The sequence below is a fragment of the Stenotrophomonas sp. STEN031 genome (assembly GCF_056759975.1).
The window spans coordinates 1-23,806 of record NZ_JBRREA010000036.1 but is presented as its reverse complement, the minus strand read 5'-3'; the positions used below and the strand labels follow the sequence as shown (position 1 = coordinate 23,806).

Sequence of the window (23,806 nt, the reverse complement as noted above, 5' to 3'; positions counted from 1 at the left end):
TTGTTACCGGAAGACACGCTGGCCTCAGAACTCTTTCTTGATGTCCAGATAGAGCACGCGGCCGCGGATGTTCACGCGGTTGGAGACGAAACCGGCCAGGTTGTCGACGAACGGATAGTCGCGGTCGAACATGTTCTGCACACCCATGCGTGCGGTAACGCCACCCAACCAGCCATCACGCTGATGCTTGCGGTAGCCGATCTGCGCATCGAAGGTGGTGTAGGACGCCGAACGTGTACGCGGGCTCTCGTTGGGGATGAAATCGTTGTAGTCGGTGGCCGTCGCCGACAGCGGATACAACACGCGGTGTGCGGCGCTGTAATGGCTGCCCAGCGACGCGAACCATGCATTTCCTTCCCAGCCGACGAACAGGTCACCGGCCCACTTGCTCGGCCCGAGCTCGCTGTCTGCATAGCTCAGCGTCGGCATTGATGCCAACGAACGCGAGGTCAGCTCCAAGGTGCGCACGGCATTGAGCTCGATGCGCCAATCACCCCAGTCATTGCCAAAGTAGTAGCTGGCAGTGGTGTCGATGCTGCGCGAGCGGCGGCCGAGGAAGTTGATCGCCCGGTTGTCCCACAACATCACCCCGTTCTCGCCGACGGTGAAGGTCCCCTCGGGCATCTTGCTGATGTCCTTGAAGATCTCCGAGTAGGTCAGGCCCGACAGCGGGTCACCGATGTAGTTGTCGAAGGTGGTGCGGTTGTAGGTGGCGGACAGCTGCAGGCCGGTCGCGAAGGTCGGCGTCCAGTCGAAGCCATAGGTCACCACGCTGGCTACCTGGGGCTTGAGGTTCACGTTGGGGCCGCTGAGCGCGACGATCTGGGTGACACCTTCCGGCAGCTGGCCACCGTTGAACAGCACGCGTGCGGTGTAGTCGTCCATGATCAGCTGGCCGAACTGCTGCTGGGCCTGCGGCACCAGGAAGGACTCGCCCCAGGTAGCGCGCAGGCGCAACTGGTCGACCGGCTTCCACGCCAAGCGTGCCAACGGACTGGTGCGGCTGAAGTCGCGTGACACCACCGTGTCGCTGCCGGTGATACCCCCGGTACCATCATTGTTGACGCCGGTCAGCTGTTCGACATCGAAGCCGCCGAGCTCACCCAACCCCGCCGACCAGTCGCGCAGTGCACTGTCGCCACGCTGGTCGAAGCGCTCGTAGCGCGCTGCCACGGTCAGGCTGAGCAGCTTGGCCAGCGGCTTGTCCTTCAACAGCGGAATGCCGACCTCGGTGAACAGTGCTTCGGACTTGCCCTTGCTCTCCGAGCGCAGCTGTTCGCCCAGGTTGCTCTCGTAGTTGTAGCGCTGCTCGCGGTGCTGTGCGCCAAACGCCGCCTCGATCTTGCCGGCGGGAAGCTGGAACAGCTCGCCGCGGGTCAGCAGGTCCACCGTATTGGCACGCGACTGGAACCGATAGACATGGCGTTCGACCAGACTCTGCAGCAGCTCGCGGTTGCGCGCGACGATGGCGTCATTGCTGCCATCGCCAAACACGTTCAGACCATTGAGCACTTCCAGCGTGCGCGCGTAGCCATCGGCGCCCATCGACCCGGTCAGGTCCATCAAGGCAGTGGTAGTGCCCTTCTCGCGGCCGATGCTGTACGTCGCCTCGTAATCCCAGCCCTTGGCGAACGGCAGCTTGCCGTTGATACCGATGTGGGCATCGGTATTGGTCTGCTTCTGGTCTTCGCTCAGGTTCATGCCTTCGAACTCACGTTCGAAGGAATACCCCACCAGCACGTCGCTACCGAAGTTGTTGTAGGGATTGCTCTCCGGAACGTAGGTGTTGTAACCGTCCTCGAAGATGCTGAAGTCGAACAGGGTCGGCCGCCAGTTTTCCTTGTTGACTTGGCGTACGTGGCTGATGCCGTAGTTCAGCTGGGTGGTTTCGCCCAGATCATGCACGCCGCTGATGCGAGCATACGTGTTCTCGATCTTGGGGCCGATGCGGCTGCGCTCATAGGTCGATGGCGCAGTGGCCGGGTCGTAGGCCAGCAGGCTGTCCGGATCCAGCGCGGTGCCGTCCTGGCCACCCGGAATCACGCCGAGCGCTTCGCCCATGAAGTGGTAGTCGATGCCGAAGTCCAGGGATTCATAGACCACGCCGGGCTGCCCCTTGTTGCGGGTACGACCGTTGACGCCACCACGATCGGTGAAATCGCCGCGGCCGTCCGGGCCTACGTGGATCAGGCGGGTGACATCGGCCGGCGAGCTGCGCTCGCGCCCTGCCGCCGCGGTGACGTGGCCGCTGCCATAACCAAAGGTGTGGGCCAGGTCCAGCCGCGATACATCGGCACCGGTATTGGAGTTCTCATGGCGCAGCTGCGCGGTGGTGCCGTCATAGGACTTCTTCAGCACGATGTTGATCACACCGGCCACGGCATCGGAGCCATAGATGGCGCTGGCGCCGTCGCTGAGCACTTCGATGCGCTCGATCTGTGAAACAGGAATCGAGGAAATATCGGTATATGCGCCCTGCGCCTGTGCCGAGCCGCTGCGGCGGCGGCCGTCGACCAGGATCAGCGTTGAACGGCTGCCCAGGCCTCGCAGGTTGGCACCGGAGGAACCCAGGCCGGATACGCCATCGCCATACGAGCTGCCGAACTCCTTTTCACCCAGCGCGCGTGAGGCGCTGGTGCGGTTGGAGAAGTTCTGCGGCAGGTTGCGCAGCACATCTTCGATCGAAGCGTAGCCCCGGCTCTCGATCAGCTGCGAGTCGATCACGATCAACGGCGAGGCCGGATCGATGTTCTTCAGATAGGTACCGGTGACATTGATCGTCTCCAGCGTTTCGGCAGCGCCACCATCGTGTTCAACCACGTCACCGGCACTGCTGCGCGGGCGGATGGCGACCGTTTTCGCGTTGATGAACTCATGCGCGTAAGCAGTAGGTGCGAGCAGCTGCTGCAGCGCCGTGGCTGCACCCATCTGGCCGTTTACCACACCGCTCTGCACGCCACTGCCAGCGCCGCCGGCATACACCACCTGCAGGCCGCTCTGCTCGGCAAACGCCTCGAGCGCCGACGCCAGTGATTGCGCCGGAATATCAAACTGGACAGCCGCCGCAGCGGCAGCCGTATCGGCTGCAGGTGCCGACTGTGCCACCGCCACGTTGCCGGTGCCGACCAGCAGCGCAACCGCCACCGCCTTCACCAACGCCTGTTTACGAAGAATAGTGCTGGACCCCATGGATAATTCGCCCCCGAAAGACATCGAATGGTTACCGAGCAACCGGAGCCGCCTTGCGCGGAACCAGCCTCTTGTTACATCCGTGTGTCCAAGTGTGGGAAAAGGGTACTCAGGGTCAAAAATATTTTTCCGGCGACGCGCGGCGATGGCTATTGGCGACTGCTGCGACCACCGATCAGGTTGCGATCGGCCTGCCGGCTGACCTGCAGCTGCGAGCAGCACTCCAGGAACTGCAGGAAGGAATCGGCATCATCGGCATAGAACACGCCGCTGTAGCGCTGCTCGCGGATCAACGGATCGGTCACCACGATGGGCCGCGGGTTGTAGCGGTTGAACTCGCTGATGATGTCGGCCAGGGTGTCATTGCGGAAGCTCAGGCGACGCTTGCCATCGACGGGCTCGTTCGGCACTTCCAGCGGCATGCGCAGCATGGCCTGCTGTCCCTGCGGGATGCGCGCCTGTTCGCCGGCCGACAAGGCCGCCGGGCGACCCAGCGATTCAACCTTGGCCTTGCCCGCTTCCAGCGTGGATGCGTCATCGCGCCACAGCGCTTCCAGCCAGTTGCTGTTGGCCGTCACCTTCACCTTGCCCTCGCTGACCGCCACCAGCGTGCCCGACGGCAAGCGGTTGACGGTGAAGCGCGTGCCCACCGCCTGCACAATGTTGTCACCGGCATGCACCCGGAACGGGCGGCTGCTGTCATGGGCCACGTCAAAGGTGGCTTCGCCGTCACGCAGCTCGATGTCACGCACGCCGGCACTGAAACGCACGGCGATGTACGAGGCCGGCGCCAAGGTCACCATCGAGCCATCAGCCAGGGCAATGCTGCGCTGCTCGCCAATCGCGCTGGCGTACTGGTAGACCGGTACCTCTGGCTGCAGCAGGGTCCAGCTGCCGGCCAGCAGCGCACAACCGGCAACACCGGCCACCAATGCCCAGCCCAGCCGGCGGCGACGCCCACGCGCCGTGGGCTTGTGTGGCCGCGGTGCCGCTTGCGGCACGGCGCTCGGCGCATCGTGCAGCGGCACCACGTTGTCCATGGCCCGTGCCTGCGCCAGCACGGCGTCCATATCCAGCGACTTCAGCGCCGCGCTGGAGGCCAATTCACGCTCCACCAGCTGCGCCATCAGCAGCTCTTCCAGATGCAGCGGCGAACGCGCCACCCAGGCAGCAAAACCCGCTCGGTCCGCATCGCTGGGCGTTTCGCCCATGACGAGCAACCACTCGGCGGCCTCGCGTGCTGCGCGCTCCCGGCTCTGTTGCGGCGATGTGCGATAGATATTCATGCTTTCACCCGCCCTGCCTGTCGCAGGGTCCACATCCTGTTCATCGTTCCAAGCTCGCGCGTACGTGCGCCAGCGCTTCGACACTGTATTTCTTCACCGTGTGCACGCTCAGCCCCAGCTTCTGCGCGATCTGCGCATGGCTCAGGCCTTCGCGCCGCTCCAGCAGCAGCACCGCCAGCCGGTTGGCCGGCAGCTGTGCCAGCGCATCGCCTACCTGGCGCTCGAAGAAGCCGCCGCCTTCGCTGAAAGCGGGCTGCCCCGGGTTCTCGGACACCGCATCCACCACCGTCGAGTCGTACAGCAGACGGCCCTGGCGCTGGCGCATGTTGAACTCGCTGGCCACATGCGCGGCGATGCCATAGATGTAGGCCAGTGGGTTGCGCACGGTTTCGATGTTCTGCACCCGCAGCAGGCGCAGGTAGACCTCCTGCACCAGGTCACCCAGGTCCTGCGCCTCGGCTACCCGCCGACGCAGGTAGCGGTGCAGCTCGGCGCTGTAATCGTGGACCGCCCGCGCGGCGAAATCGCGCCCCGGCTGGTCGTTCTCAGCTGCCACCATCGCCACCTCCACGGCCACATCTACGGCCCCGGGCTTTCCACCTCGTCATCACCTGCTCCCAATGGCAGGGGCGACAGACACGATGCCCCCTCGACCATGCAGTGCGTGGCAAGGGGCGATTTGGGTACTTCCGCGATACAACATGTTCAGCCAGCGATCACATGGCCGGGCAGCTTAGCCTGCCGAGGGCCTGGTGCCGGGCTTTGCCGCAACCTGGCGAGCCCCCCAGCCCCCTCCGACGCCTCCCTGGCAGCCGGGAGCGACACAAAGCAAAAGCCCGGCACTGGGCCGGGCTTCGAGCAACATCGGGGGAGAGAGAACCGGGCTGCTGGGGACGATTATCCGCAGCCCGGGTTACATCTACGTGACAGATATCACTCCACGGTAACGCTCTTGGCCAGGTTGCGCGGCTTGTCCACATCGGTGCCGCGGGCCAGTGCCGTGTGGTAGGCCAGCATCTGCACCGGGATGGTGTGGACGATGGCGCTGAGCACGCCGGCATGGCGCGGCGTGCGGATCACGTGCACGCCCTCGGAGGCGTTGAAGTTGCTGTCCTGGTCGGTGAACACGAACAGCTCACCGCCGCGCGCACGCACTTCCTGCATGTTGGACTTCACCTTTTCCAGCAGGCTGTCGTTGGGGGCGATCACCACCACCGGCATTTCCGCGTCCACCAGTGCCAACGGGCCATGCTTGAGCTCGCCGGCCGGATAAGCCTCGGCGTGGATATAGGAGATTTCCTTGAGCTTGAGCGCGCCTTCCAGGGCGATCGGATAATGCAGGCCGCGGCCAAGGAACAGCGCGTTCGACTTGCCGGCGAAACGCTCGGCCCAGGCGATGATCTGCGGCTCCAGGTTCAAGGCGTGCTGTACGCTGCCCGGCAGGTGCCGCAGCTGCTCCAGGTAGCCCGCTTCCTGCTCGGCATCAACCTTGCCGTGCAGCTTGCCCAGTACCACGGTCAGCTGGAACAGCGCTGCCAGCTGGGTGGTGAAGGCCTTGGTCGAGGCCACGCCGATCTCGGCACCGGCGCGGGTGTAGCAGACCAGTTCGCTGGCACGCGGAATCGCGCTTTCCGGCACGTTGCAGATTGACAGCGTATGCGTGTGGCCAAGCGACTTCGCGTACTTCAGCGCTTCCATCGTGTCCAGGGTTTCGCCGGACTGGGAGATGGTGACGATCAGGTGCCTGGGGTTGGCATAGGCGGCGCGGTAGCGGTATTCGCTGGCGATTTCCACGCTGCACGGCAGGCCGGCGATGGCCTCGATCCAGTAACGCGCGGTCAGGCCAGCGTAGTAGCTGGTGCCGCAGGCCAGGATCTGCACGCCTTCGATGTCCTTGAACACCGCTTCGGCATTCTTGCCGAACAGCGCTGCCGGGAAACCACCCGCATCAATCGCCGCCTCGATGGTGTCGGCCAGCGCGCGCGGCTGCTCGTGGATCTCCTTCTGCATGAAGTGGCGGTACGGGCCCAGCTCCAGCGAAGCCAGCGACACGTCCGACATGCGCTGCTCGCGCTGTGCCGGGGCGTTGTTGGCGTCGAACACGCGCACGCCCTGACGGGTCAGTTCGGCCGTGTCGCCCTCTTCCAGGAACATCACCCGGCGGGTGGCCTGCAGGATGGCCGATACGTCCGAGGCGACGAAGTTCTCGCCATCGCCCAGGCCAACCAGCAGCGGGCAGCCCATGCGTGCCACCACCATGCGCCCGGGCTCGTTCTGGCTGATCACCGCCAACGCGTAGGCGCCGGTCAGCTCCTTGACCGTGCGCTGCAGGGCGCTGAGCAGGTCATCGTGATCGGCCTTGAGGTGATGGTGGATCAGGTGGGCGATGACCTCGGTATCGGTCTGCGACTCGAATACATAGCCCAGCGCCAGCAGCTTCTCGCGCTGCTCCTCGTGGTTCTCGATGATGCCGTTGTGCACCAGCGCCACGCCCTGGCTGATATGCGGATGGGCATTGGATTCGGTGACACCACCGTGGGTAGCCCAGCGGGTATGGCCGATGCCCAGTACCGAATGGAACTGTTCGGCGATGGCCGCACCTTCCATTTCAGCGACACGGCCGGTGCGGCGCACGCGGCGGATGTGCTCGCCATCGAGCACGGCAATGCCCGAGGAATCGTAACCGCGGTATTCCAGCCGCTTGAGTCCTTCAATCAGTACCGGAACCACATCGCGATCCGCGATCGCCCCAACAATCCCGCACATGGCCTACCCATTGGTAATTACGAGCGGACATTCTAAGTCAGCCGGATCAGACAACCAGCGGACATGCCGGGACATCGGCACCCGGACACTGTCCGGGTGAGCGTCCGCGGACACCCGGACACTCACAACAGTGAATATTTTCCAAACAAATTCAATCATTTGGAGTTGGCACGCGACCTGCTTAATGGATAACAAACCCAGCAGCGAAGCCGACGATGATCCGCGACACCTCCGCCCAGGACCAGGTAAGTACCCAGCGCCCGCAACCCGTGTGGCGGCGTTACATGTGGCCGGCGGTGATCACCGCGGTGGTGGTGGCCGGCATTGGCTACGTGGTCAGCAACTGGCTGGGCGCCAGCCGCTCCTTCGACGGTGACCGCCTGCGCATTGCCGAGGTCAAGCGCGGCGACCTGGTCCGCGACATCGCTGCCGATGGCCGCGTCATCGCCGCCAACAGCCCGGTGCTGTACGCCATCTCCGCCGGCACCGTGACCTTGAAGGTGGTTGCCGGTGACGTGGTCAAGCAGGGCCAGGAGCTGGCGGTGATCGACAGCCCGGAACTGCGCAGCAAGCTGGCCCAGGAACAGGCCACCCTGGCCGGCCTGGAAGCCGAAGCCAGCCGCGCCGCGCTGGACGCCACCCTGGCCCGCGCCACCGGCGCCAAGCTGTCCGACCAGGCCGGCCTGGTGCGCACCGCTGCCGAACGCGACCTGCAACGCTACCAGCGCGGCTTCGATGGCGGCGCGGTACCACAGGTCGACCTGGCCAAGGCCCAGGACGAACTGAAGAAGGCCCAGATCGAACTGCAGCACGCCCAGCAGGACGCCAGCCTGCAAAGCCAGGGCGCAAGCCTGGACGCGCGCAACAAGCGCTTGATGGCGGATCGCCAGGAAGCGGTGGTGGCTGAAGTGAAGCGTCAGGTGGATGCGCTGACCCTGCGCGCCCCCTTCGATGGCCAGGTCGGCCAGGTGCAGGCGACCCAGCACACCCAGGTGGCCGCCAACGCCCCGATCCTGGGCGTGGTCGATCTGTCGCGCTTCGAGATCGAAATCAAGGTGCCGGAAAGCTTCGCCCGTGACCTCGCCCTCGGCATGCCGGCCCAGCTCACCAGCGGCTCCGGCCAGCCGTTCCCGGGCGAGATCGCCGCGGTGTCGCCGGAAGTGGTGAACGGTGAAGTCGTCGCCCGCCTGCGCTTCTCCGACAAGCAGCCGCCCGGCCTGCGCCAGAGCCAGCGCATGAGCGCACGCATCCTGCTGGATACCCGCAACAACGTGCTCAAGGTCGAGCGTGGTCCGTTCGTCGAGCAGTCCGGTGGTCGCTACGCCTATGTGGTCAGCGGCGGCACCGCGGTGCGTCGTCCGATCCAGACCGGCGTCAGCAGCCTGGGCGAAGTCGAGATCGTCTCTGGCCTGCAGCCGGGCGAGAAGATCGTTGTCTCCGGCGCCGATCTGTTCGGCGACATCGAACGCGTGTCGATCAATTGATAGGGGCCGGGAATGGGGATTCGGGAATCGTGATGGGAAACAGCTGCAGGCGTCCGGGTTGTCGTGAACCCTGCCGTCCACGCTGTAGCCCTCGAATTCCCGCCCCCATCGCCGGACCTGGCTACACCCATTCAAACGCAGTCCCAGCACACCGCTCCACCCACCACATTCCCCGTCGCTGAAAGGAATACCCATGCTCCATATGCAATCCGTCTCCAAGGTCTTCCGCACCGAACAGGTCGAAACCCATGCGCTGCGTTCGCTGGACCTGCATGTGCGCGAAGGCGAATTCGTCGCGGTCACCGGCCCCTCGGGCTCGGGCAAGACCACCTTCCTCAACATCGCCGGCCTGCTGGAAACCTTCACCAGCGGCCAGTACCTGCTGGATGGCCAGGACGTCAGCCATCTCGGCGACGACGCCCGCTCGCGCCTGCGCAACCAGAAGATCGGCTTCATCTTCCAGGGCTTCAACCTGATCCCCGACCTCAACCTGTTCGACAACGTCGATGTGCCGCTGCGCTACCGCGGCATGCCCTCGGCCGAGCGCAAGCAGCGCATCGAGAAGGCATTGACCGACGTCGGCCTGGGCTCGCGCATGAAGCACTATCCGGCTGAACTGTCAGGCGGCCAGCAGCAGCGTGCGGCCATCGCCCGTGCCCTGGCTGGCAGCCCGCGCCTGCTGCTGGCCGACGAACCGACCGGCAACCTGGATACGCAGATGGCACGTGGCGTCATGGAGCTGCTGGAAGAGATCAACAGCCAGGGCACCACCATCGTCATGGTCACCCATGATCCGGAACTGGCCGCACGCGCCCAGCGCAACGTGCACATCGTCGATGGCCAGGCCACCGACCTGATCCGCGAGCCGGTGCTGGCACACGCCGCCCGCATCGCCGCCGTTGCCGACAACCAGGGCTGATCCCGCGCATGTCGCTGTTCGCCTACCACCTCCGCCAAGGCCTGCGCAGCCTGCGCCGCACCCCCGTGCTGACCGCACTGATGGTGCTGTCGATTGCGATGGGCATTGGTGCGTCGATGACCACGCTGACGGTGAAGCACCTGCTCTCTGGCGATCCACTGCCCGGGCGCAGTGGGCAGATCTACTACCCGCAGGTGGATGCATCGACGCGCGGCGAGCGGGCGCGGCGCGAGCCATTGGACATGCTCGACTACACCTCGGCGACGGACCTGTGGCGTGACGGTCCGGCCGATCGCAAGGCTTTGGTGGTGGACAGCCCCGTCAAGTTATCCGCTCCCGGTAGCCAAGAGCCGGCGATGATGACCACGTTGCTGTCCACCACCGCCGATTTCTTCCCGATGTTCCAGGTACCGATGGCCTACGGCGCCGGTTGGTCGGCCGAGGATGACCAGCGCCGCGCCCGCGTGGCGGTGATTTCCTCGGAGTTGAACCAGCGCCTGTTCGACGGCAAGGACAGCACCGGCAAGATGCTGCGCATCCGCGACAGCGAAGTGCGCATCATCGGCGTGCTCGCGCCGTGGCGCCCATCGCCCCTGTTCTACACCGTCGCCGGCGGCCGCTTCGCGCAGGGCGACACCGCCGACTACTACCGGCAGGTCGAAGACGTAATGGTGCCGTTCTTCACCGGCCTGCAGATCAACGCCGGCAACTTCCGCCAGTTCACCTGCAACAAGCTGCCCGAGAAACCCGGCTACCTGGAAAACACCGATTGCGTGTGGCTGCAGCTATGGGTGCAACTGGACAGCGCCGCAAAGGTTGCGGCCTACCAACAACACCTGCAGGCCTATGTGCAGCAGCAACAGCAGCTGGGCCGCATCAGCCAGCCCGAGCTGACGCGCCTGCGCAGCCTGATGGAGTGGATGGACTACAACGGCGTGGTGCCGCGTGACGTCAAGCTGCAGGCATGGATGGCGCTGGCCTTCCTGGTCATCTGCCTGTTCAACACGATCGGCCTGCTGCTGGCCAAGTTCCTGCGCCGCACCGGCGAGATCGGTGTGCTGCGCGCACTCGGCGCGACCCGCGCGATGGTGTTCCAGCAATGCCTTATCGAGGCCGCACTGATCGGCGTTGGCGGCGCGGTGCTGGGCCTGCTGTTCACCCTGGTCGGCTTGTGGAGCATCCGCCAGCAGCCACTGGCCTACGCCGACATGGTGCAGCTGGACATGAGCATGCTTGGCCTCACCTTCGCCACCGCGGTGACCACCACCGTCCTTGCTGGACTGCTGCCGGCGCTGCGCGCCGCGCGCATCGATCCGGCCCTGCAGATCAAGGCGCTGTAAGCGATGACCCTGGATATCAAACCCATCATCAGCACGCTGTCGCGGCATCGCATCGCCGCCAGCCTGATCGTGCTCGAAATCGCACTGGCCTGCGCGGTGCTGTGCAATGCCTTGTTCCTGGCCGCGTCGCGGATGGAGCTGATCGGCATGACCAGCGGCGTCGACGAGGCGTCCATCGCGACACTGAGCCTGCTCGACTGTGACGCCTGCAAAGAGGTGGACGTGAACAGCCGCTGGTTGCAGCAGCTTCGTGGCCAGGCCGGCGTGCAGGCGGTGGGCGTCCTCAACGCCGTACCGTTTGGCCAGCGCGCCGGCACCGCTGGCGTCTCGCTGGATCCGGAAGGCAAGCACCATGGCGGCGTGCCGCATTTCTACCTGATGGACGCAGGTGCCATCGATGCCTTGCAGCTGAAGCCGGTACAGGGCCGCATGTTCAGCGATGCCGACTACCAGCCGGTGGAGAACTTCCTGCCGGCGCACGCGCAGGTCTGGATCACCCAGGCCTTTGCCAGGCATCTGTGGCCGGGCCAGGACCCGCTGGGCAAACAATTGTGGATGGGCGACTACCAGCTCACCGTGGCCGGTGTACTGGCACATTTCTCGCGGCCGGACCCAGGCCGCAGCGAGAACGGCCTGGCTGGCATGGAGTGGTCGGTGATCGTGCCGGTAACCACCGATGCGCAGGCCGGCACCTATGTGATGCGCGCCAACCCGCGCGACCTGCAGCGTATCGTCAGCGACGCCGTTGCCGCCGCGCCCAAGGTCACCCCGGAGGCGATCATCTCCGCCGACTACAGCAAGCCGCTGCAGGAACTGCGCGAGGTCTACTTCCAGCAGGATCGCAGCATGACCCGCCTGCTGCTGGGCATCTGCCTGGTGATGTTGCTGGTCACCGCGCTGGGCATCATCGGCCTGGCCAGCTTCTGGGTGCAGCAGCGCACCAAGCAGATCGGCGTGCGCCGTGCCCTGGGTGCGACCCGCCGCCAGATCATCAGCTACTTCCAGACCGAGAACCTGCTGTTGACCAGCGCCGGCATCGTGCTCGGCATGCTGTTGGCCTACACCGGCAACCAGTTGTTGATGCATTACTTCGAAATTCCCCGGCTGCCGCTGTATTACCTGCCGCTGGGTGCCGTACTGCTGTGCTTGCTGGGCCAGGCCGCCGTCATCGGCCCTGCCCTGCGCGCTGCTTCCATCCCGCCCATCGTCGCCACGCGCAGCGCCTGAGCTGCCAAGGATCGTCCATGTTCAGTTACTACTTCAAACTTGCGCTGCGCAGCTTCGGCCGCAACAAGATCCTGACCGCATTGATGGTATTGGCCATCGCGCTCGGCATCGGCGCGGCGATGACCACCCTGACGGTGTTCAAGGTGCTGTCCGGTGACCCGATCCCGCACAAGAGCGATCGTCTGTTCTATGTGCAGCTGGATCCCTACACCAAGGAAGGCTACAAGCCGGGCGAAGAGCCCGAGATGCAGATGACGCGCTTCGACTCCGAAGAACTGCTGCGACAGAAGAAGGCGCCGCGCCAGGCGATGATGACCGGCGGCAGCGGCATCGTCGACCCGCGCATCGATGCGCTCAAACCCTTCAGCATCAGCATGCGCTACACCTCGGCCGACTTCTTCCCGATGTTCGATACGCCGTTCGCGTTCGGCCAGGGCTGGAGCAGTGACGAGGACCAGGGCCGCAGTCGCGTCGCGGTCATCAGCGACACCCTCAATGACAAGTTGTTCAAGGGCGAGAACAGCGTCGGCAAGGAAGTGCTGGTCGAGGGCAATGCCATGCGCATCGTCGGCGTGCTCAAGGAATGGAAGCCCGCCCCCAAGTTCTACGACCTGTACTCGGGCAAGTTCGACTCCGAGGAAGATGTCTACCTGCCCTTCAGCACTGCGCTGGAGCTCAAGCTGGGCCGCAATGGCAGCATGAACTGCTTCGGCCGCGAGCTGGTCAATGACGCCACCGCAGTGAACGTGCCGTGCTCGTGGATCCAGTACTGGGTCGAGCTGAACTCGCCTGGCGATGCCAAGGACTTCAAGGCCTACCTGGACAATTACTCCGAACAGCAGCGTGCGGCTGGCCGCTTCGAGCGCCCGGCCAACACCCGCCTGCGTGATGTCATGGACCTGATGGAATACCGCAATGCGGTGCCGGGCGACGTGCGTCTGCAGATGTGGCTGGCCTTCGGTTTCCTGCTGGTCTGCCTGGTCAATACCGTTGGCCTGCTGCTGGCCAAGTTCCTGCGTCGCAGCGGTGAGATCGGCGTGCGCCGTGCACTGGGTGCCAGCCGCGCCGAAATCTTCAAGCAGTGCCTGATCGAGGCCGGCACGATTGGCCTGGCCGGCGGCCTGCTCGGACTGGTGTTCGCCTTGTTTGGCCTGTGGGCGGTACGTCAGCGCCCGGCCGAGTACGCCTCGCTCGCACACCTGGATGGCTCGATGCTGCTGGTCACCTTCGCCCTGGCCGTGTTCGCCAGCATGCTCGCCGGCATCCTGCCTGCCTGGCGTGCCATGCAGGTGGCCCCGGCACTGCAACTCAAGAGCCAGTGAAGCAGGAACGAGTGAAGAGGAGTGAGAAATGAGAGAAATCCAGATCGCACCTCCTCTTCACCACGTTTGCGGACGCCCTCATAGAGGCAGTGCGTTCGGCTGAGACAGAGAAGCATGTTTGCCGCTTCCCCTTTTCACTCCTCACTCCTCTTCACTCACTTCTCGCTTCCTTGGAGATACCTCATGGAAATCCGCCCCATCCTCTCCACGCTGTCGCGGCACAAGACAGCCGCCGCGCTGATCGTGCTGGAGATCGCGCTGAGCTGCGCCATCATCTGCAACGCACTGTTCATCGTGTCGCAGCGCATCGACGCCATGCAGCTGGCCAGCGGCATCGATGACAACCACCTGATCGAGATCGGCCTGAGCGGCATTGGTGAGCAGGTTGATGCCGACGCCCGCACCGCCGAAGACATCGCCTCGCTGCGTGGCATCCCCGGCGTCGAGAGCGTGGCCATCGTCAACCAGCTGCCGTTCCAGGGCGGCTCCTGGAACACTTCGCTGGCAGCCACCGCGGAGCCCGAAGCGCAGTCGATCAATGGTGCCCAGTACATGGTGGGCGAGAACGCGCTCAAGACCCTGGGTGTCAAGCTGGTCGCCGGCCGCGATTTCAATGCCGATGAATACCAGAGCAGCGATGTGCTGGAGAAGGTGGAAGACCTGGGCAAGCTGAAAGCACCGGCCATTCTTACCGAAGCCATGGCCAAGCAGTTCTTCCCGGACGGCAATGCGGTGGGCAAGACCCTGTACATGGCCAACATCCCGGTCACCGTGGTTGGCGTGGCACAGACCCTGCTGCGTCCGAACATGCAGGACAACAATCGCACCCACTCGCTCATCTTCCCGATCCGCATGAACTTCTCCAACGGCGGCCGCTACATCCTGCGCGTCACCGAGCCGGGACGTCGTGACGAAGTGCTGAAGCAGGCATTGGCGACGCTGGACAAGAACGATCCGAACCGCCTGGTCTGGACCAAGCAGACCGTTGAGGAAAAGCGTGCCAAGAACTTCGCCAACGACCGCGACATGATCGGCCTGCTGCTGATCGTCAGTGGCCTGCTGTTGCTGGTGACCGCGCTGGGCATCATCGGCCTGGCCAGCTTCTGGGTGCAGCAACGCACCAAGCAGATCGGTATCCGCCGCGCACTGGGTGCTACCCGCGCGCAGATCCTGCGCTACTTCCAGACCGAGAACTTCCTGCTGGCCGGCATCGGCATCGTGGTCGGCATGTTGCTGGCCTACCTGCTCAACCAGTGGCTGATGGGCCGCTACGAGCTGCCGCGCCTGCCGCTGCTGTACCTGCCGGTAGGCGCGGTACTGCTGTGGCTGTTGGGCCAGATCGCAGTGTTCGGCCCGGCCCGCAAGGCAGCATCGATTCCACCGGCGGTAGCCACCCGCAGCACCTGATACGTCAGCTCAAGGAAGGGACATGTTCGGCTATTACCTGCAATTGGCGTGGCGCGGCTTCGGCCGCAACAAGGTGTTGACAACCTTGATGGTGCTGACCATTGCTGTCGGCATCGGCGCGACCATGACCACCCTTGGCCTGTACTTCGTCTTGTCAGGGGATCCAATTCCACGCAAGAGCCAGCAGCTGTTCTACCCGCAGCTGGAACCGCGCAGCCTGGGCAAGGACGCCACGCTGGAATCGGACCCGCTGGAGCAGATGACCCGCTATGACGCCGAGGAGTTGCTGCGACAGAAGCGCGCTGACCGCCAGGCAGTGATGACGGCCGGCTCGGTGACGGTGCTGCCCACCGGCAGCGCCGCCCAGCCGTTCCGGGCAATGGCACGCTACACCTCGGCGGACTTCTTCCCGATGTTCGAGGTGCCGCTGGCGGCCGGCAACGCATGGAGTCCGGCCGAGGATGACAGCCGTGCGCTGGTGGCGGTCATCGATCGCAAACTGGCGCAGCGGCTGTATGGAAGCGAGGACGCCATCGGTAAAGAACTGCGTCTGCCACAGGGCGTGTTCCGCGTGGTCGGGCTGCTCGGCAGGTGGAAGCCCACACCGCGCTTCTACGACCTGACCAGTCAGCGCTATGGCGGTGACGAGCAGGTGCTGCTGCCGTTCTCCAGCTCGCGCGCGCTGAAGCTGGACACCCAGGGCAGCATGAACTGCTGGGGCAGCAGCGATGACGGCGACGGCAACCGCGGCCTGACTGCGCCATGTGCCTGGCTGCAGTACTGGGTGGAGCTGGACACGCCGCAGAAGGCAGGCGATTACCTGAAGTACCTGGCCGACTATTCCGATACGCAGCGCGCCAGCGGGCGCTTCGAACGTCCCACCAACGTGCGCCTGCACAACGTGATGGGCTGGCTGGATTTCAACCGCATCGTGCCCAACGACGTGCGCCTGCAGATGTGGCTGGCCTTTGGCTTCCTGCTGGTGTGCCTGATCAACACCATCAGCCTGTTGCTGGCCAAGTTCCTGCGCCGCAGCGGCGAGATCGGTGTACGCCGGTCGCTGGGCGCTTCACGCGCGGACATCTTCAAGCAATGCCTCACCGAAGCCGGTTTGATCGGGCTTGCTGGCGGCGTGCTGGGGCTTGGTTTTGCCGCGATGGGCCTGTGGCTGATCCGCCAGCAACCGGACGAGTACGCAAAGCTGGCGCAGATGGATGTCACCACCCTGTGGATGACCTTCGTGCTGGCAGTGGGCGTGAGCCTGGTCGCCGGCCTCCTGCCGGCCTGGCGGGCCATGCAGATTCCCCCCGCATTGCAGCTCAAGAGCCAATGACGCGGTGGCATTGAATCCACCCCGTCAGCAACGGCAGCTTCCGCCGCCACGGAGAACCCCCTTGGACATCCGCCCCACCCTGTCGATGCTGTCCCGCCAGAAGATTGCCGCACTGCTGGTCGTGTTCGAGATCGCGATCAGCTGCGCCATCATCTGCAACGCGGTCTTCATCATCAGCAACCGCGTTGCACAGCTACAGCTGAAAAGCGGCGTGGCCGAGGACGAGCTGGTCTACCTGGCCACCAGCAGCCTGCTGCCGGACGTCAACTACGATGCGCTGCGCAAGCAGGACCTGGCCGCACTTGCCGCCGTCCCCGGCGTGAAGGCAGTCAGCAGCATCAACCAGATCCCGTATGGCAGCAATGTCTGGGGCTCGGGCATCCGCCTGCAGCCGAACCAGACACGCCCGACGGTACATGCCACCAATTACATGGACGACGGCCAGTTGCTGCCGACCTTTGGCCTGCAACTGCGCGAGGGCCGCGGCTTCAAGCCCGACGAGTACCTGGAGAACAGCGCTTTTGCTGGTGGCGATGCCGATCCTGTCGTACCCAGCGTGCTGTTGAGCCACTCGCTGGCCAGGTCCCTGTTCCCGGATGGCAACGCGGTGGGCAGCAACATCTATGTCTGGGGCAGCAAGCCAACCCAGGTCGTGGGCGTGATTGATGACCTGCTGGCACCCGGCGAGGCTGGCGAGTTCAGCAACCGCTTCGACAGCATGGTGTTCCCGGTCCGCGTCTCCAACGGTGCCTATGCGCTGCGCACCCGCCCCGAGCAGCGCGAGGCCGTGCTGAAGGCCGCCATCGCCGCGTTGAACAAGGCCGATCCCAACCGCATCATCGAGGAGCAGGGCACCGTGTCGCACATGCGTGACGCCTTCCAGCACCGTGATCGCTCGGTGATCTGGCTGTTGCTTGCGGTCTGCATCGCGCTGCTGGCGGTTACTGCCTTCGGCATCGTCGGCCTTGCCAGCTTCTGGGTGCAGCAGCGCACGCGCCAGATCGGCATCCGCCGCGCCCTCGGTGCAACCCGCAAGCACATCCTGCGCAATTTCCAGCTTGAGAACCTGCTGCTGAGCAGTGCCGGCACCTTCGTGGGGCTGATCCTGGCCTATGCACTGAACATGTTCCTGATGAGCCGGTACGAACTGCCACGCCTGCCGCTGATGTATCTGCCGGTGGCGGCGGTGCTGTTGCTGTTGCTGGGGCAGATCGCCGTGCTTGGCCCCGCGCGTCGTGCAGCGGCCGTGCCACCGGCGGTCGCCACCCGCGCCGCCTGATCCTCTTCCACTGTTTCCCGGAGTCACCCGATGAAAACCAAGCTGACCTGCCTGCTACTGATGCTCTGTTCGCTGCCGATGGTCCCCGCGCACGCCGCTGATGCCGACAATACCAGCCTGCACGACACCATCGCCGCACTTGACCACGGCATGTTCGACAGCTTCAACCACTGCAATGATCCGGCCCAATTCGAGAAGCATGCCGGCTATTTCGATACGGCGGTCGAGTTCTACCACGACAATGGCGGGGTCACCTGGACCCGCGAGGCAATGCTGGCGAACACCCGCAAGCATGTCTGCGGCAACTACACCCGACAGTTGCTGCCCGCCACGCTGGAGGTATTCCCGATCAAGGATTTCGGCGCGATCGAACAAGGCCAGCACCAATTCTGCGATCTGAAGGGCGAACACTGTGATGGCGTGGCCGACTTCGTCATCGTCTGGCGCCTGCGTGATGGTCAGTGGCAGGCGACGCGGGTGCTGAGCTACGCGCACCGCGCGGCGACTCCATGAACTACAGACCGGTGCCGGGCAGCACAGCCGCCCCCACAAGGACGACGCAACGAGCAGCTCACCGCGTGGCACTTCTGGACCTCGACAGGGCACTTTCACAACTCCCGCCCAACCCGTTCGGCAACGTGTAATGTGCTGACTTCAGCGCCCGCGCTGCGTCCCTTCATCTTCTTCTGCGACAACCGATGCCACAGATCCTGATCATCGACGACAACACCGCCGTGGCCACCGCGCTGGACGTGCTGTTCTCCCTGCACGATATCGACACCCGCCATGCCACCTCGCCGGACCAGGGCCTGGCGATGCTGGCTGAACATGAATTCGATCTGGTCCTGCAGGACATGAACTTCACCGCCGACACCACCTCCGGCGAGGAAGGCCAGGATCTGTTCCGCCGTATCCGCCAGGCGCATCCGGACCTGCCGGTGATCCTGCTGACCGCCTGGACGCACCTGGACAGCGCGGTGGAACTGGTCAAGGCCGGTGCCTCCGACTACCTGGCCAAACCCTGGGACGACGGTCGCCTGCTGACCACGGTCAACAACCTGCTGGAACTGGCCGAGGCGCGCCGTGAGCTGGCCCGCCGTCGCGCCCGCGAGCAGCGCCAGCAACAGGCCCTGCACGATCGCTACGACCTGCGCGGGCTGGTGTTCGCCGATCCCTCCAGCGAGCGCATCATCGCCCTCGCCTGCCAGGTCGCGCGCTCGGAACTGCCGGTGCTGATCACCGGCCCCAACGGCGCCGGCAAGGAAAAGATCGCCGAAATCATCCAGGCCAATTCCGCGCACAAGAAGGGCCCATTCGTCGCACTGAACTGCGGCGCCATTCCCTCCGAGCTGATCGAAGCCGAACTGTTCGGTACCGAGGCCGGCGCCTACACCGGCGCCAACAAGGCCCGCGAGGGCAAGTTCGAGGCAGCCGATGGCGGCACCTTGTTCCTGGATGAGATCGGCAACCTGTCGCTGACCGGGCAGATGAAACTGCTGCGCGTGCTGGAGACCGGACGCTTCGAGCGGCTGGGCTCCAACCGCGAGCGACAGGTGAAGGTACGCGTGGTCAGCGCCACCAATGCCGACCTGCCGGCGATGATCCGTGCGGGCAGCTTCCGCGAAGATCTCTACTACCGGCTCAATACGGTCGAGCTGAGCCTGCCGCCGCTGGCTGAGCGCCGCGAGGACATCCTGCCACTGGCGCAGTACTTCCTCGCCGACGGCAAGCCGCTGTCGGCACCGGCATTGCAGGCGCTGCAGCGCCACAACTGGCCGGGCAACGTGCGCGAGCTGCGCAATGTGATCCAGCGCGCCGCCCTGCTCGCGCAGGGCCCGCGTATCGAAGTCGCCGACCTCAACCTGCCACGTGCGCCCGCAAGGCCCACTGCAGCTGCTGACGAGCCTGACCGCGAGCACATCGTCAGCGCATTGGAACGTGCCGGCGGCGTCATCGCCCAGGCCGCCGCCGAGCTCGGCCTGAGCCGACAGGCGCTGTACCGGCGCATGGATCGCCACGGCATTCCGCGCGAGTGAGCACACACCCGTGATAACCCGCTCCTTCACCTTCACCCTGTTCCTGCGCCTGCTGCCAGTGCTGGCGCTCGCAGCGGCCTTGCCGTGGTTCCTGGCGTACTGGATGGACCGCGGCTGGGTGGTGGTATGCGTTTCCACCGTGTTCCTGCTCGCTGCGATGTGGTGGGCGTTGAGACGCGCCACCGCGCCGATCCGCTCGCTGCTGCGGGCGCTGGCCGGTACCACCAGCAGTTATCGCGACGGCGAGTTCAACTTCGGCGTGCATTGGCGCGGCCATGACGAATTCGCACAGCTGGTGCAGGCCCATGCCGAGCTGGGTGATGTGCTGCGCGAGCAGCGGCAATCGCTGGTTCAGCGCGAGCTGCTGCTCGACACCATGGTGCAGAACACGCCGGTGGCGATGCTGCTGCTCACCGATGGTGGCGATGGCGTACAGCGTGTGACCTTCTCCAACACTGCGGCACGCAAGCTGCTGCACGGTGGCTGGAAGCTTGAAGGCCAGCGCATGCACGAGTTGCTGGAGAACATGCCGATCGAACTGCGCAATGCCATCGCCCGTGGCGGCGACAGCCTGTTCGCCGTGCGCGATCCAGACGCAGCCGAGGACGATGACGACGACGAGCAGATCTACCACCTGTCGCGTCGCGCCTTCCATTTGAACGGGCGGCCCCACGAGCTGCTGCTGCTGCGCCTGCTCACCGCCGAGCTGCGCCGCCAGGAAGTGCAGACCTGGAAGAAGGTGATTCGGGTGATCAGCCACGAGCTCAACAACTCGCTGGCACCGATTGCCTCGCTGGCGCATTCCGGTGCCGAGCTTGTGCGGCGCGGACGCCATGATCGCCTTGAAGATATCTTCGGCACGGTGGAAGAACGCGCACGTCACCTGGAAGGTTTCATCCGCGGCTACGCACGCTTCGCCAAGCTGCCGCAGCCGCAGCTGCAGACCGTTGCCTGGAGCCAGTTCCTGCATGGCCTGCAGCAGCAGATCAGCTTCCGCATGGCGCCAATGGTCGACGAACAGTACAGCCGTCTGGATCAGTCGCAGTTCTCCCAGGCCTTGTTGAACCTGCTGAAGAATGCGCATGAAGCGGGGGCGGACAATGGTGCGCCGGACGATTCGGTGGAGGTGCGCATCGCGCGACTGCCCAACTGGCTGCGCATCGAGGTATTGGATCGCGGCACCGGCATGAACGAGGCGGTGCTGCAGAACGCGTTGATGCCGTTCTATTCAACCAAGCGCAACGGTACCGGATTGGGTTTGGCATTGACCCGCGAGATCATCGAAGCCCACGGCGGCCGCATCTCCCTGCAGAACCGCAAGGATGGCGGCCTGTGCGTGGCGATCCTGCTGCCACATGACTAAGCGAGTATGGTTGGGTTTGCGCTTGTGGGAGCGGCGTAAGCCGCGAAGCTGATACCGCATCAGCGACCACACTAGCGGTTGATCTGAAAATATCCTGGCTTCGCGGCTTACGCCGCTCCTACAAATTGGCGGGGTCATGGAGAATGTTCTGCCGAGCATGGCTCGGCACTACGCCCCCTCCCTTTGGCTGCAGGGGAGGGGTTGGCTTTACCGCTTCTGATCTTGCATCGGCTTCGCGGCTTACGCCGCTCCCACAAAAACGCTTGGCACTCACTCCAACGTTCGCCGCATTGCCAGACGCAGCTCCATTGGAAAACCTGCCGCCGCCTCCGCCGCCATCACCTCGCGCATGCCCGTGCTCCATGCGTGCGCTGGCCATTCACTGAAACCCTCGCTGGCATAGAAGGGCGCATTCCAGGCCACGTCGCTCAAGGTGGTGAGCACCGCCCGGCGATGTCCGGACGCCCTCGCCTGCTGCAACGCTTGCCGCAGCAAGGCACGGCCGAGGCCCTTGCGGCCATGCGCCGGTGCCACGTCCATCTGCTGGATATGGAAATCCTCGCCCAGCACACCTGCCATCAGGTAGCCGGCCAGCGCGCCCTCACTGACAACTACCCACAGCATTCCGTGTTGCCAGGCCTGTTCAAACAACGCCGGCTCAGTCGGGCTTGCAGCAAACACTGCCGCTGCGCGATGCCCACGCAGACGTTCACCCGCCTGCGCTTCGATCAATGGCAGCAGCGCGAGCTCGTCGCGCTGCGCCAACCTTGGCTCAGGACTTCTTGACAGGGCGCACCCAGCCTTCGATCGTCTGCTGGCGGGTGCGTGCCACCGTCAGCTTGCCTTCCGGCGCATTGCGGGTGATCACCGAACCGGCACCAATGGTGGCGCCATCGGCAATGGTCAGCGGCGCCACCAGCGAGCTGTTGGAGCCGATGAATACCTTGTCGCCTATCGTGGTCTGGAACTTGTTCACGCCATCGTAGTTGCAGGTGATGGTGCCGGCACCGATATTGGTGCCGCTGCCGATCACCGCATCACCGAGGTAGGTGAGGTGGTTGGCCTTGCTGCCCTTGCCCAGCGTCACCTTCTTGGTTTCCACGAAGTTGCCCACGTGCACGCCATCGGCCAGCACCGTGCCCGGGCGCAGCCGCGCGAACGGACCGATCTGTGCGGCACCTTCGCTGACAACGCCTTCCAGATCACAGTGCGGACGCACTTCGGTACCCGCGCCAAGCTTGACGTCCTTGAGCCGCACGAAGGCACCGATGCTGACACCATCGCCCAACTCGACCTCGCCTTCCAGGATGACGTTGGCATCGATCTGTACATCGCGACCAACCTTCACCGTACCGCGTTGATCAAAGCGCGAAGGGTCCAGCAGACGCGCGCCCTGCTCGCACAGTGCCTTGGCCGCGCGCAGCTGCCAGGCGCGCTCCAGCTGCGACAGCTGCCACGGATCATTCGCGCCTTCGGCTTCCTGCGCGTCGGCAACCAGCACCAGCTCGGCCGGCGCGTACTCGCTGGCGGCGGAGGCAAACACGTCGGTCAGGTAGTACTCGCCCTGCGCGTTGCTATTGGACAGGCCGGACAGCCAGCGGCGCAGCGCGGTGGATTCGGCGGTGATGATGCCGGTGTTCACGGTGCGGATCCGCTTCTGCTCGTCGTTGGCATCCTTCTGCTCGACGATGGCCGCGACCTTGCCCTCGGCATCGCGGACGATACGGCCATACCCCGAGGGGTCGTCCAGCTCGGCCACCAGCACCGCCAGGCGGGGGCCGTTCTCCAACAAGGCAGCCAGGGTCTGCGCGCGCATCAACGGCACATCGCCGTACAGCACCAGCACCTGCGCCGTGTCCGGCACCTGTGGCATCGCCTGCAGGACTGCATGGCCGGTACCCAGCTGCTGGCTCTGTTCGGCCCACAGCAGGTCCTGCTGGTCGTCGAAGGCGGCACGCACGGCTTCACCGCCGTGGCCGTAGACCACGTGGATGCCGGCCGGCTGCAGTTCGCGTGCGGTGGCAATCACGTGCGCCAGCATCGGTTGCCCGGCGATGGGTTGGAGCACCTTGGGCAACAGCGATTTCATGCGCTTGCCGGCGCCGGCGGCGAGGATGATGACGTGCAGCGGCTGGGTCATGCGTGGAACTTCCTTCGAGAGTCTCGGGATTCTAAGCGCATGGGGTTAGCATTGCAGGCCGTCCATCAAGCCTGCGCAACCATGAGCCTGCTCCGCCAAGGCAGCCAGTACATCGCCATTGGCCTGCTGCAGCTTGCGCTGGATTGGGCCGTATTCGTCGCCGCCACCGCCTTGGGAGTGCCGGTGGCGCCGGGCAACCTGCTGGGGCGGGTCAGTGGCGCGCTGCTCGGCTTCTGGCTCAATGGACGCTACACCTTCGCCGCACAGGGCGAGCAACGTCACGGCTGGAAACGCTTCGCGCGCTTTCTGGTCTTGTGGTTGCTGCTGACCGCCATCAGCACCGGGCTGATCGATTGGGTGGCACAGTCGTTGGGCCTGCAATACGCCTGGTTGGCCAAGCCGGTGGTCGAGGTCAGCCTGGCTGGCCTGAGCTTCGTGCTGTTGCGGCATGTGGTGTACCGCTGACTCGACCAACAGTGCGGTAGTGCCGAGCCATGCTCGGCAGGGGGCATCCCCAGCCAGAAGCACCCCTCCCCAGCCCTCCCCTTCGCTGCGCGAAAGGGAGGGGGTAGTGCCGAGCCATGCTCGGCAGGGGGCATTCCCAGCCAAGAGCCCCCCTCCCCAACCCTCCCCTTCGCTGCGCGAAAGGGAGGGGGTAGTGCCGAGCCATGCTCGGCAGGGGGCATTCCCAGCCAAGAGCACCCCTCCCCAACCC

At 64.8% G+C, this 23,806-nt stretch carries 18 protein-coding genes; 12 read left to right on the top strand and 6 right to left on the bottom strand.

The window, feature by feature from the left end; all coding sequences use genetic code 11:
- Nucleotides 1-24: 24 nt before the first annotated feature.
- The 4 genes from ACVOLQ_RS15480 to glmS form a co-directional block, all read right to left on the bottom strand.
- Nucleotides 25-3,189 (bottom strand): TonB-dependent receptor, encoded by a 3,165-nt coding sequence (locus tag ACVOLQ_RS15480; RefSeq protein ID WP_481528537.1) that lies wholly within the window; start codon nucleotides 3,187-3,189, stop codon nucleotides 25-27.
- A 149-nt stretch (nucleotides 3,190-3,338) separates the two neighbouring features.
- Nucleotides 3,339-4,475 carry a FecR family protein gene (locus tag ACVOLQ_RS15475; protein WP_481528536.1) on the bottom strand — a complete coding sequence of 379 codons (1,137 nt, stop codon included), beginning with the start codon at nucleotides 4,473-4,475 and terminating at the stop codon, nucleotides 3,339-3,341.
- A gap of 40 nt (nucleotides 4,476-4,515) precedes the next feature.
- On the bottom strand, nucleotides 4,516-5,034 hold the full coding sequence (locus ACVOLQ_RS15470) for an RNA polymerase sigma factor (RefSeq protein ID WP_481528535.1): 519 nt from the start codon (nucleotides 5,032-5,034) through the stop codon (nucleotides 4,516-4,518).
- Nucleotides 5,035-5,408: 374 nt separating this feature from the next.
- The gene (gene glmS, locus ACVOLQ_RS15465; protein ID WP_481528534.1) at nucleotides 5,409-7,241 is read right to left on the bottom strand and encodes a glutamine--fructose-6-phosphate transaminase (isomerizing); all 1,833 of its coding nucleotides are present in this window, start codon (nucleotides 7,239-7,241) and stop codon (nucleotides 5,409-5,411) included.
- A gap of 215 nt (nucleotides 7,242-7,456) precedes the next feature.
- Between glmS and ACVOLQ_RS15460 the strand changes: the two genes are divergently transcribed.
- From ACVOLQ_RS15460 to ACVOLQ_RS15410, 11 genes are all read left to right on the top strand, one after another.
- Nucleotides 7,457-8,725 carry an efflux RND transporter periplasmic adaptor subunit gene (locus ACVOLQ_RS15460; RefSeq protein WP_313173318.1) on the top strand — a complete coding sequence of 423 codons (1,269 nt, stop codon included), beginning with the start codon at nucleotides 7,457-7,459 and terminating at the stop codon, nucleotides 8,723-8,725.
- Between the two features lie 193 nt (nucleotides 8,726-8,918).
- A complete protein-coding gene (locus ACVOLQ_RS15455) occupies nucleotides 8,919-9,644 on the top strand; it encodes an ABC transporter ATP-binding protein (RefSeq protein ID WP_313173319.1) in 726 nt (241 codons plus the stop codon).
- A 14-nt stretch (nucleotides 9,645-9,658) separates the two neighbouring features.
- Entirely contained in the window at nucleotides 9,659-10,984 is a 1,326-nt protein-coding gene (locus tag ACVOLQ_RS15450) for an ABC transporter permease (RefSeq protein ID WP_481528552.1), read from the top strand.
- A gap of 3 nt (nucleotides 10,985-10,987) precedes the next feature.
- On the top strand, nucleotides 10,988-12,211 hold the full coding sequence (locus ACVOLQ_RS15445) for an ABC transporter permease (RefSeq protein ID WP_481528533.1): 1,224 nt from the start codon (nucleotides 10,988-10,990) through the stop codon (nucleotides 12,209-12,211).
- A 17-nt stretch (nucleotides 12,212-12,228) separates the two neighbouring features.
- On the top strand, nucleotides 12,229-13,533 hold the full coding sequence (locus tag ACVOLQ_RS15440; RefSeq protein WP_481528532.1) for an ABC transporter permease: 1,305 nt from the start codon (nucleotides 12,229-12,231) through the stop codon (nucleotides 13,531-13,533).
- A 183-nt stretch (nucleotides 13,534-13,716) separates the two neighbouring features.
- Nucleotides 13,717-14,940: an ABC transporter permease gene (locus ACVOLQ_RS15435; protein WP_481528531.1), complete on the top strand. Its 1,224-nt coding sequence runs from the start codon at nucleotides 13,717-13,719 to the stop codon at nucleotides 14,938-14,940.
- Between the two features lie 22 nt (nucleotides 14,941-14,962).
- Nucleotides 14,963-16,273: an ABC transporter permease gene (locus tag ACVOLQ_RS15430; RefSeq protein WP_481528530.1), complete on the top strand. Its 1,311-nt coding sequence runs from the start codon at nucleotides 14,963-14,965 to the stop codon at nucleotides 16,271-16,273.
- A 61-nt stretch (nucleotides 16,274-16,334) separates the two neighbouring features.
- Nucleotides 16,335-17,552: an ABC transporter permease gene (locus ACVOLQ_RS15425; protein ID WP_481528529.1), complete on the top strand. Its 1,218-nt coding sequence runs from the start codon at nucleotides 16,335-16,337 to the stop codon at nucleotides 17,550-17,552.
- 30 nt (nucleotides 17,553-17,582) lie between these two features.
- Nucleotides 17,583-18,065, top strand: a complete 483-nt coding sequence (locus ACVOLQ_RS15420) for a nuclear transport factor 2 family protein (RefSeq protein ID WP_481528528.1) — start codon at nucleotides 17,583-17,585, stop codon at nucleotides 18,063-18,065.
- 185 nt (nucleotides 18,066-18,250) lie between these two features.
- The gene (locus ACVOLQ_RS15415; protein WP_313173327.1) at nucleotides 18,251-19,588 is read left to right on the top strand and encodes a sigma-54-dependent transcriptional regulator; all 1,338 of its coding nucleotides are present in this window, start codon (nucleotides 18,251-18,253) and stop codon (nucleotides 19,586-19,588) included.
- Nucleotides 19,589-19,598: 10 nt separating this feature from the next.
- Nucleotides 19,599-20,951 carry a sensor histidine kinase gene (locus ACVOLQ_RS15410; RefSeq protein WP_313173328.1) on the top strand — a complete coding sequence of 451 codons (1,353 nt, stop codon included), beginning with the start codon at nucleotides 19,599-19,601 and terminating at the stop codon, nucleotides 20,949-20,951.
- A gap of 270 nt (nucleotides 20,952-21,221) precedes the next feature.
- On the opposite strand, the gene ACVOLQ_RS15405 is transcribed toward ACVOLQ_RS15410, so the two are convergent.
- Both ACVOLQ_RS15405 and glmU read right to left on the bottom strand, forming a co-directional pair.
- The gene (locus ACVOLQ_RS15405; RefSeq protein ID WP_481528527.1) at nucleotides 21,222-21,716 is read right to left on the bottom strand and encodes a GNAT family N-acetyltransferase; all 495 of its coding nucleotides are present in this window, start codon (nucleotides 21,714-21,716) and stop codon (nucleotides 21,222-21,224) included.
- A 7-nt stretch (nucleotides 21,717-21,723) separates the two neighbouring features.
- On the bottom strand, nucleotides 21,724-23,091 hold the full coding sequence (glmU, locus tag ACVOLQ_RS15400) for a bifunctional UDP-N-acetylglucosamine diphosphorylase/glucosamine-1-phosphate N-acetyltransferase GlmU (RefSeq protein ID WP_313173330.1): 1,368 nt from the start codon (nucleotides 23,089-23,091) through the stop codon (nucleotides 21,724-21,726).
- A gap of 81 nt (nucleotides 23,092-23,172) precedes the next feature.
- On the opposite strand from glmU, the gene ACVOLQ_RS15395 reads away from it, so the two are divergent.
- Nucleotides 23,173-23,556: a GtrA family protein gene (locus tag ACVOLQ_RS15395; protein WP_313173331.1), complete on the top strand. Its 384-nt coding sequence runs from the start codon at nucleotides 23,173-23,175 to the stop codon at nucleotides 23,554-23,556.
- Nucleotides 23,557-23,806: the final 250 nt, after the last annotated feature.

Bases quoted from the DNA above. Each gene is read 5' to 3' on its own strand.
- ACVOLQ_RS15480 (WP_481528537.1), bottom strand. From the start codon at position 3,189: ATGGGGTCCAGCACTATTCTTCGTAAACAGGCGTTGGTGAAGGCGGTG.
- ACVOLQ_RS15475 (WP_481528536.1), bottom strand. From the start codon at position 4,475: ATGAATATCTATCGCACATCGCCGCAACAGAGCCGGGAGCGCGCAGCA.
- ACVOLQ_RS15470 (WP_481528535.1), bottom strand. From the start codon at position 5,034: ATGGTGGCAGCTGAGAACGACCAGCCGGGGCGCGATTTCGCCGCGCGG.
- glmS (WP_481528534.1), bottom strand. From the start codon at position 7,241: ATGTGCGGGATTGTTGGGGCGATCGCGGATCGCGATGTGGTTCCGGTA.
- ACVOLQ_RS15460 (WP_313173318.1), top strand. From the start codon at position 7,457: ATGATCCGCGACACCTCCGCCCAGGACCAGGTAAGTACCCAGCGCCCG.
- ACVOLQ_RS15455 (WP_313173319.1), top strand. From the start codon at position 8,919: ATGCTCCATATGCAATCCGTCTCCAAGGTCTTCCGCACCGAACAGGTC.
- ACVOLQ_RS15445 (WP_481528533.1), top strand. From the start codon at position 10,988: ATGACCCTGGATATCAAACCCATCATCAGCACGCTGTCGCGGCATCGC.
- ACVOLQ_RS15440 (WP_481528532.1), top strand. From the start codon at position 12,229: ATGTTCAGTTACTACTTCAAACTTGCGCTGCGCAGCTTCGGCCGCAAC.
- ACVOLQ_RS15435 (WP_481528531.1), top strand. From the start codon at position 13,717: ATGGAAATCCGCCCCATCCTCTCCACGCTGTCGCGGCACAAGACAGCC.
- ACVOLQ_RS15430 (WP_481528530.1), top strand. From the start codon at position 14,963: ATGTTCGGCTATTACCTGCAATTGGCGTGGCGCGGCTTCGGCCGCAAC.
- ACVOLQ_RS15420 (WP_481528528.1), top strand. From the start codon at position 17,583: ATGAAAACCAAGCTGACCTGCCTGCTACTGATGCTCTGTTCGCTGCCG.
- ACVOLQ_RS15415 (WP_313173327.1), top strand. From the start codon at position 18,251: ATGCCACAGATCCTGATCATCGACGACAACACCGCCGTGGCCACCGCG.
- glmU (WP_313173330.1), bottom strand. From the start codon at position 23,091: ATGACCCAGCCGCTGCACGTCATCATCCTCGCCGCCGGCGCCGGCAAG.
- ACVOLQ_RS15395 (WP_313173331.1), top strand. From the start codon at position 23,173: ATGAGCCTGCTCCGCCAAGGCAGCCAGTACATCGCCATTGGCCTGCTG.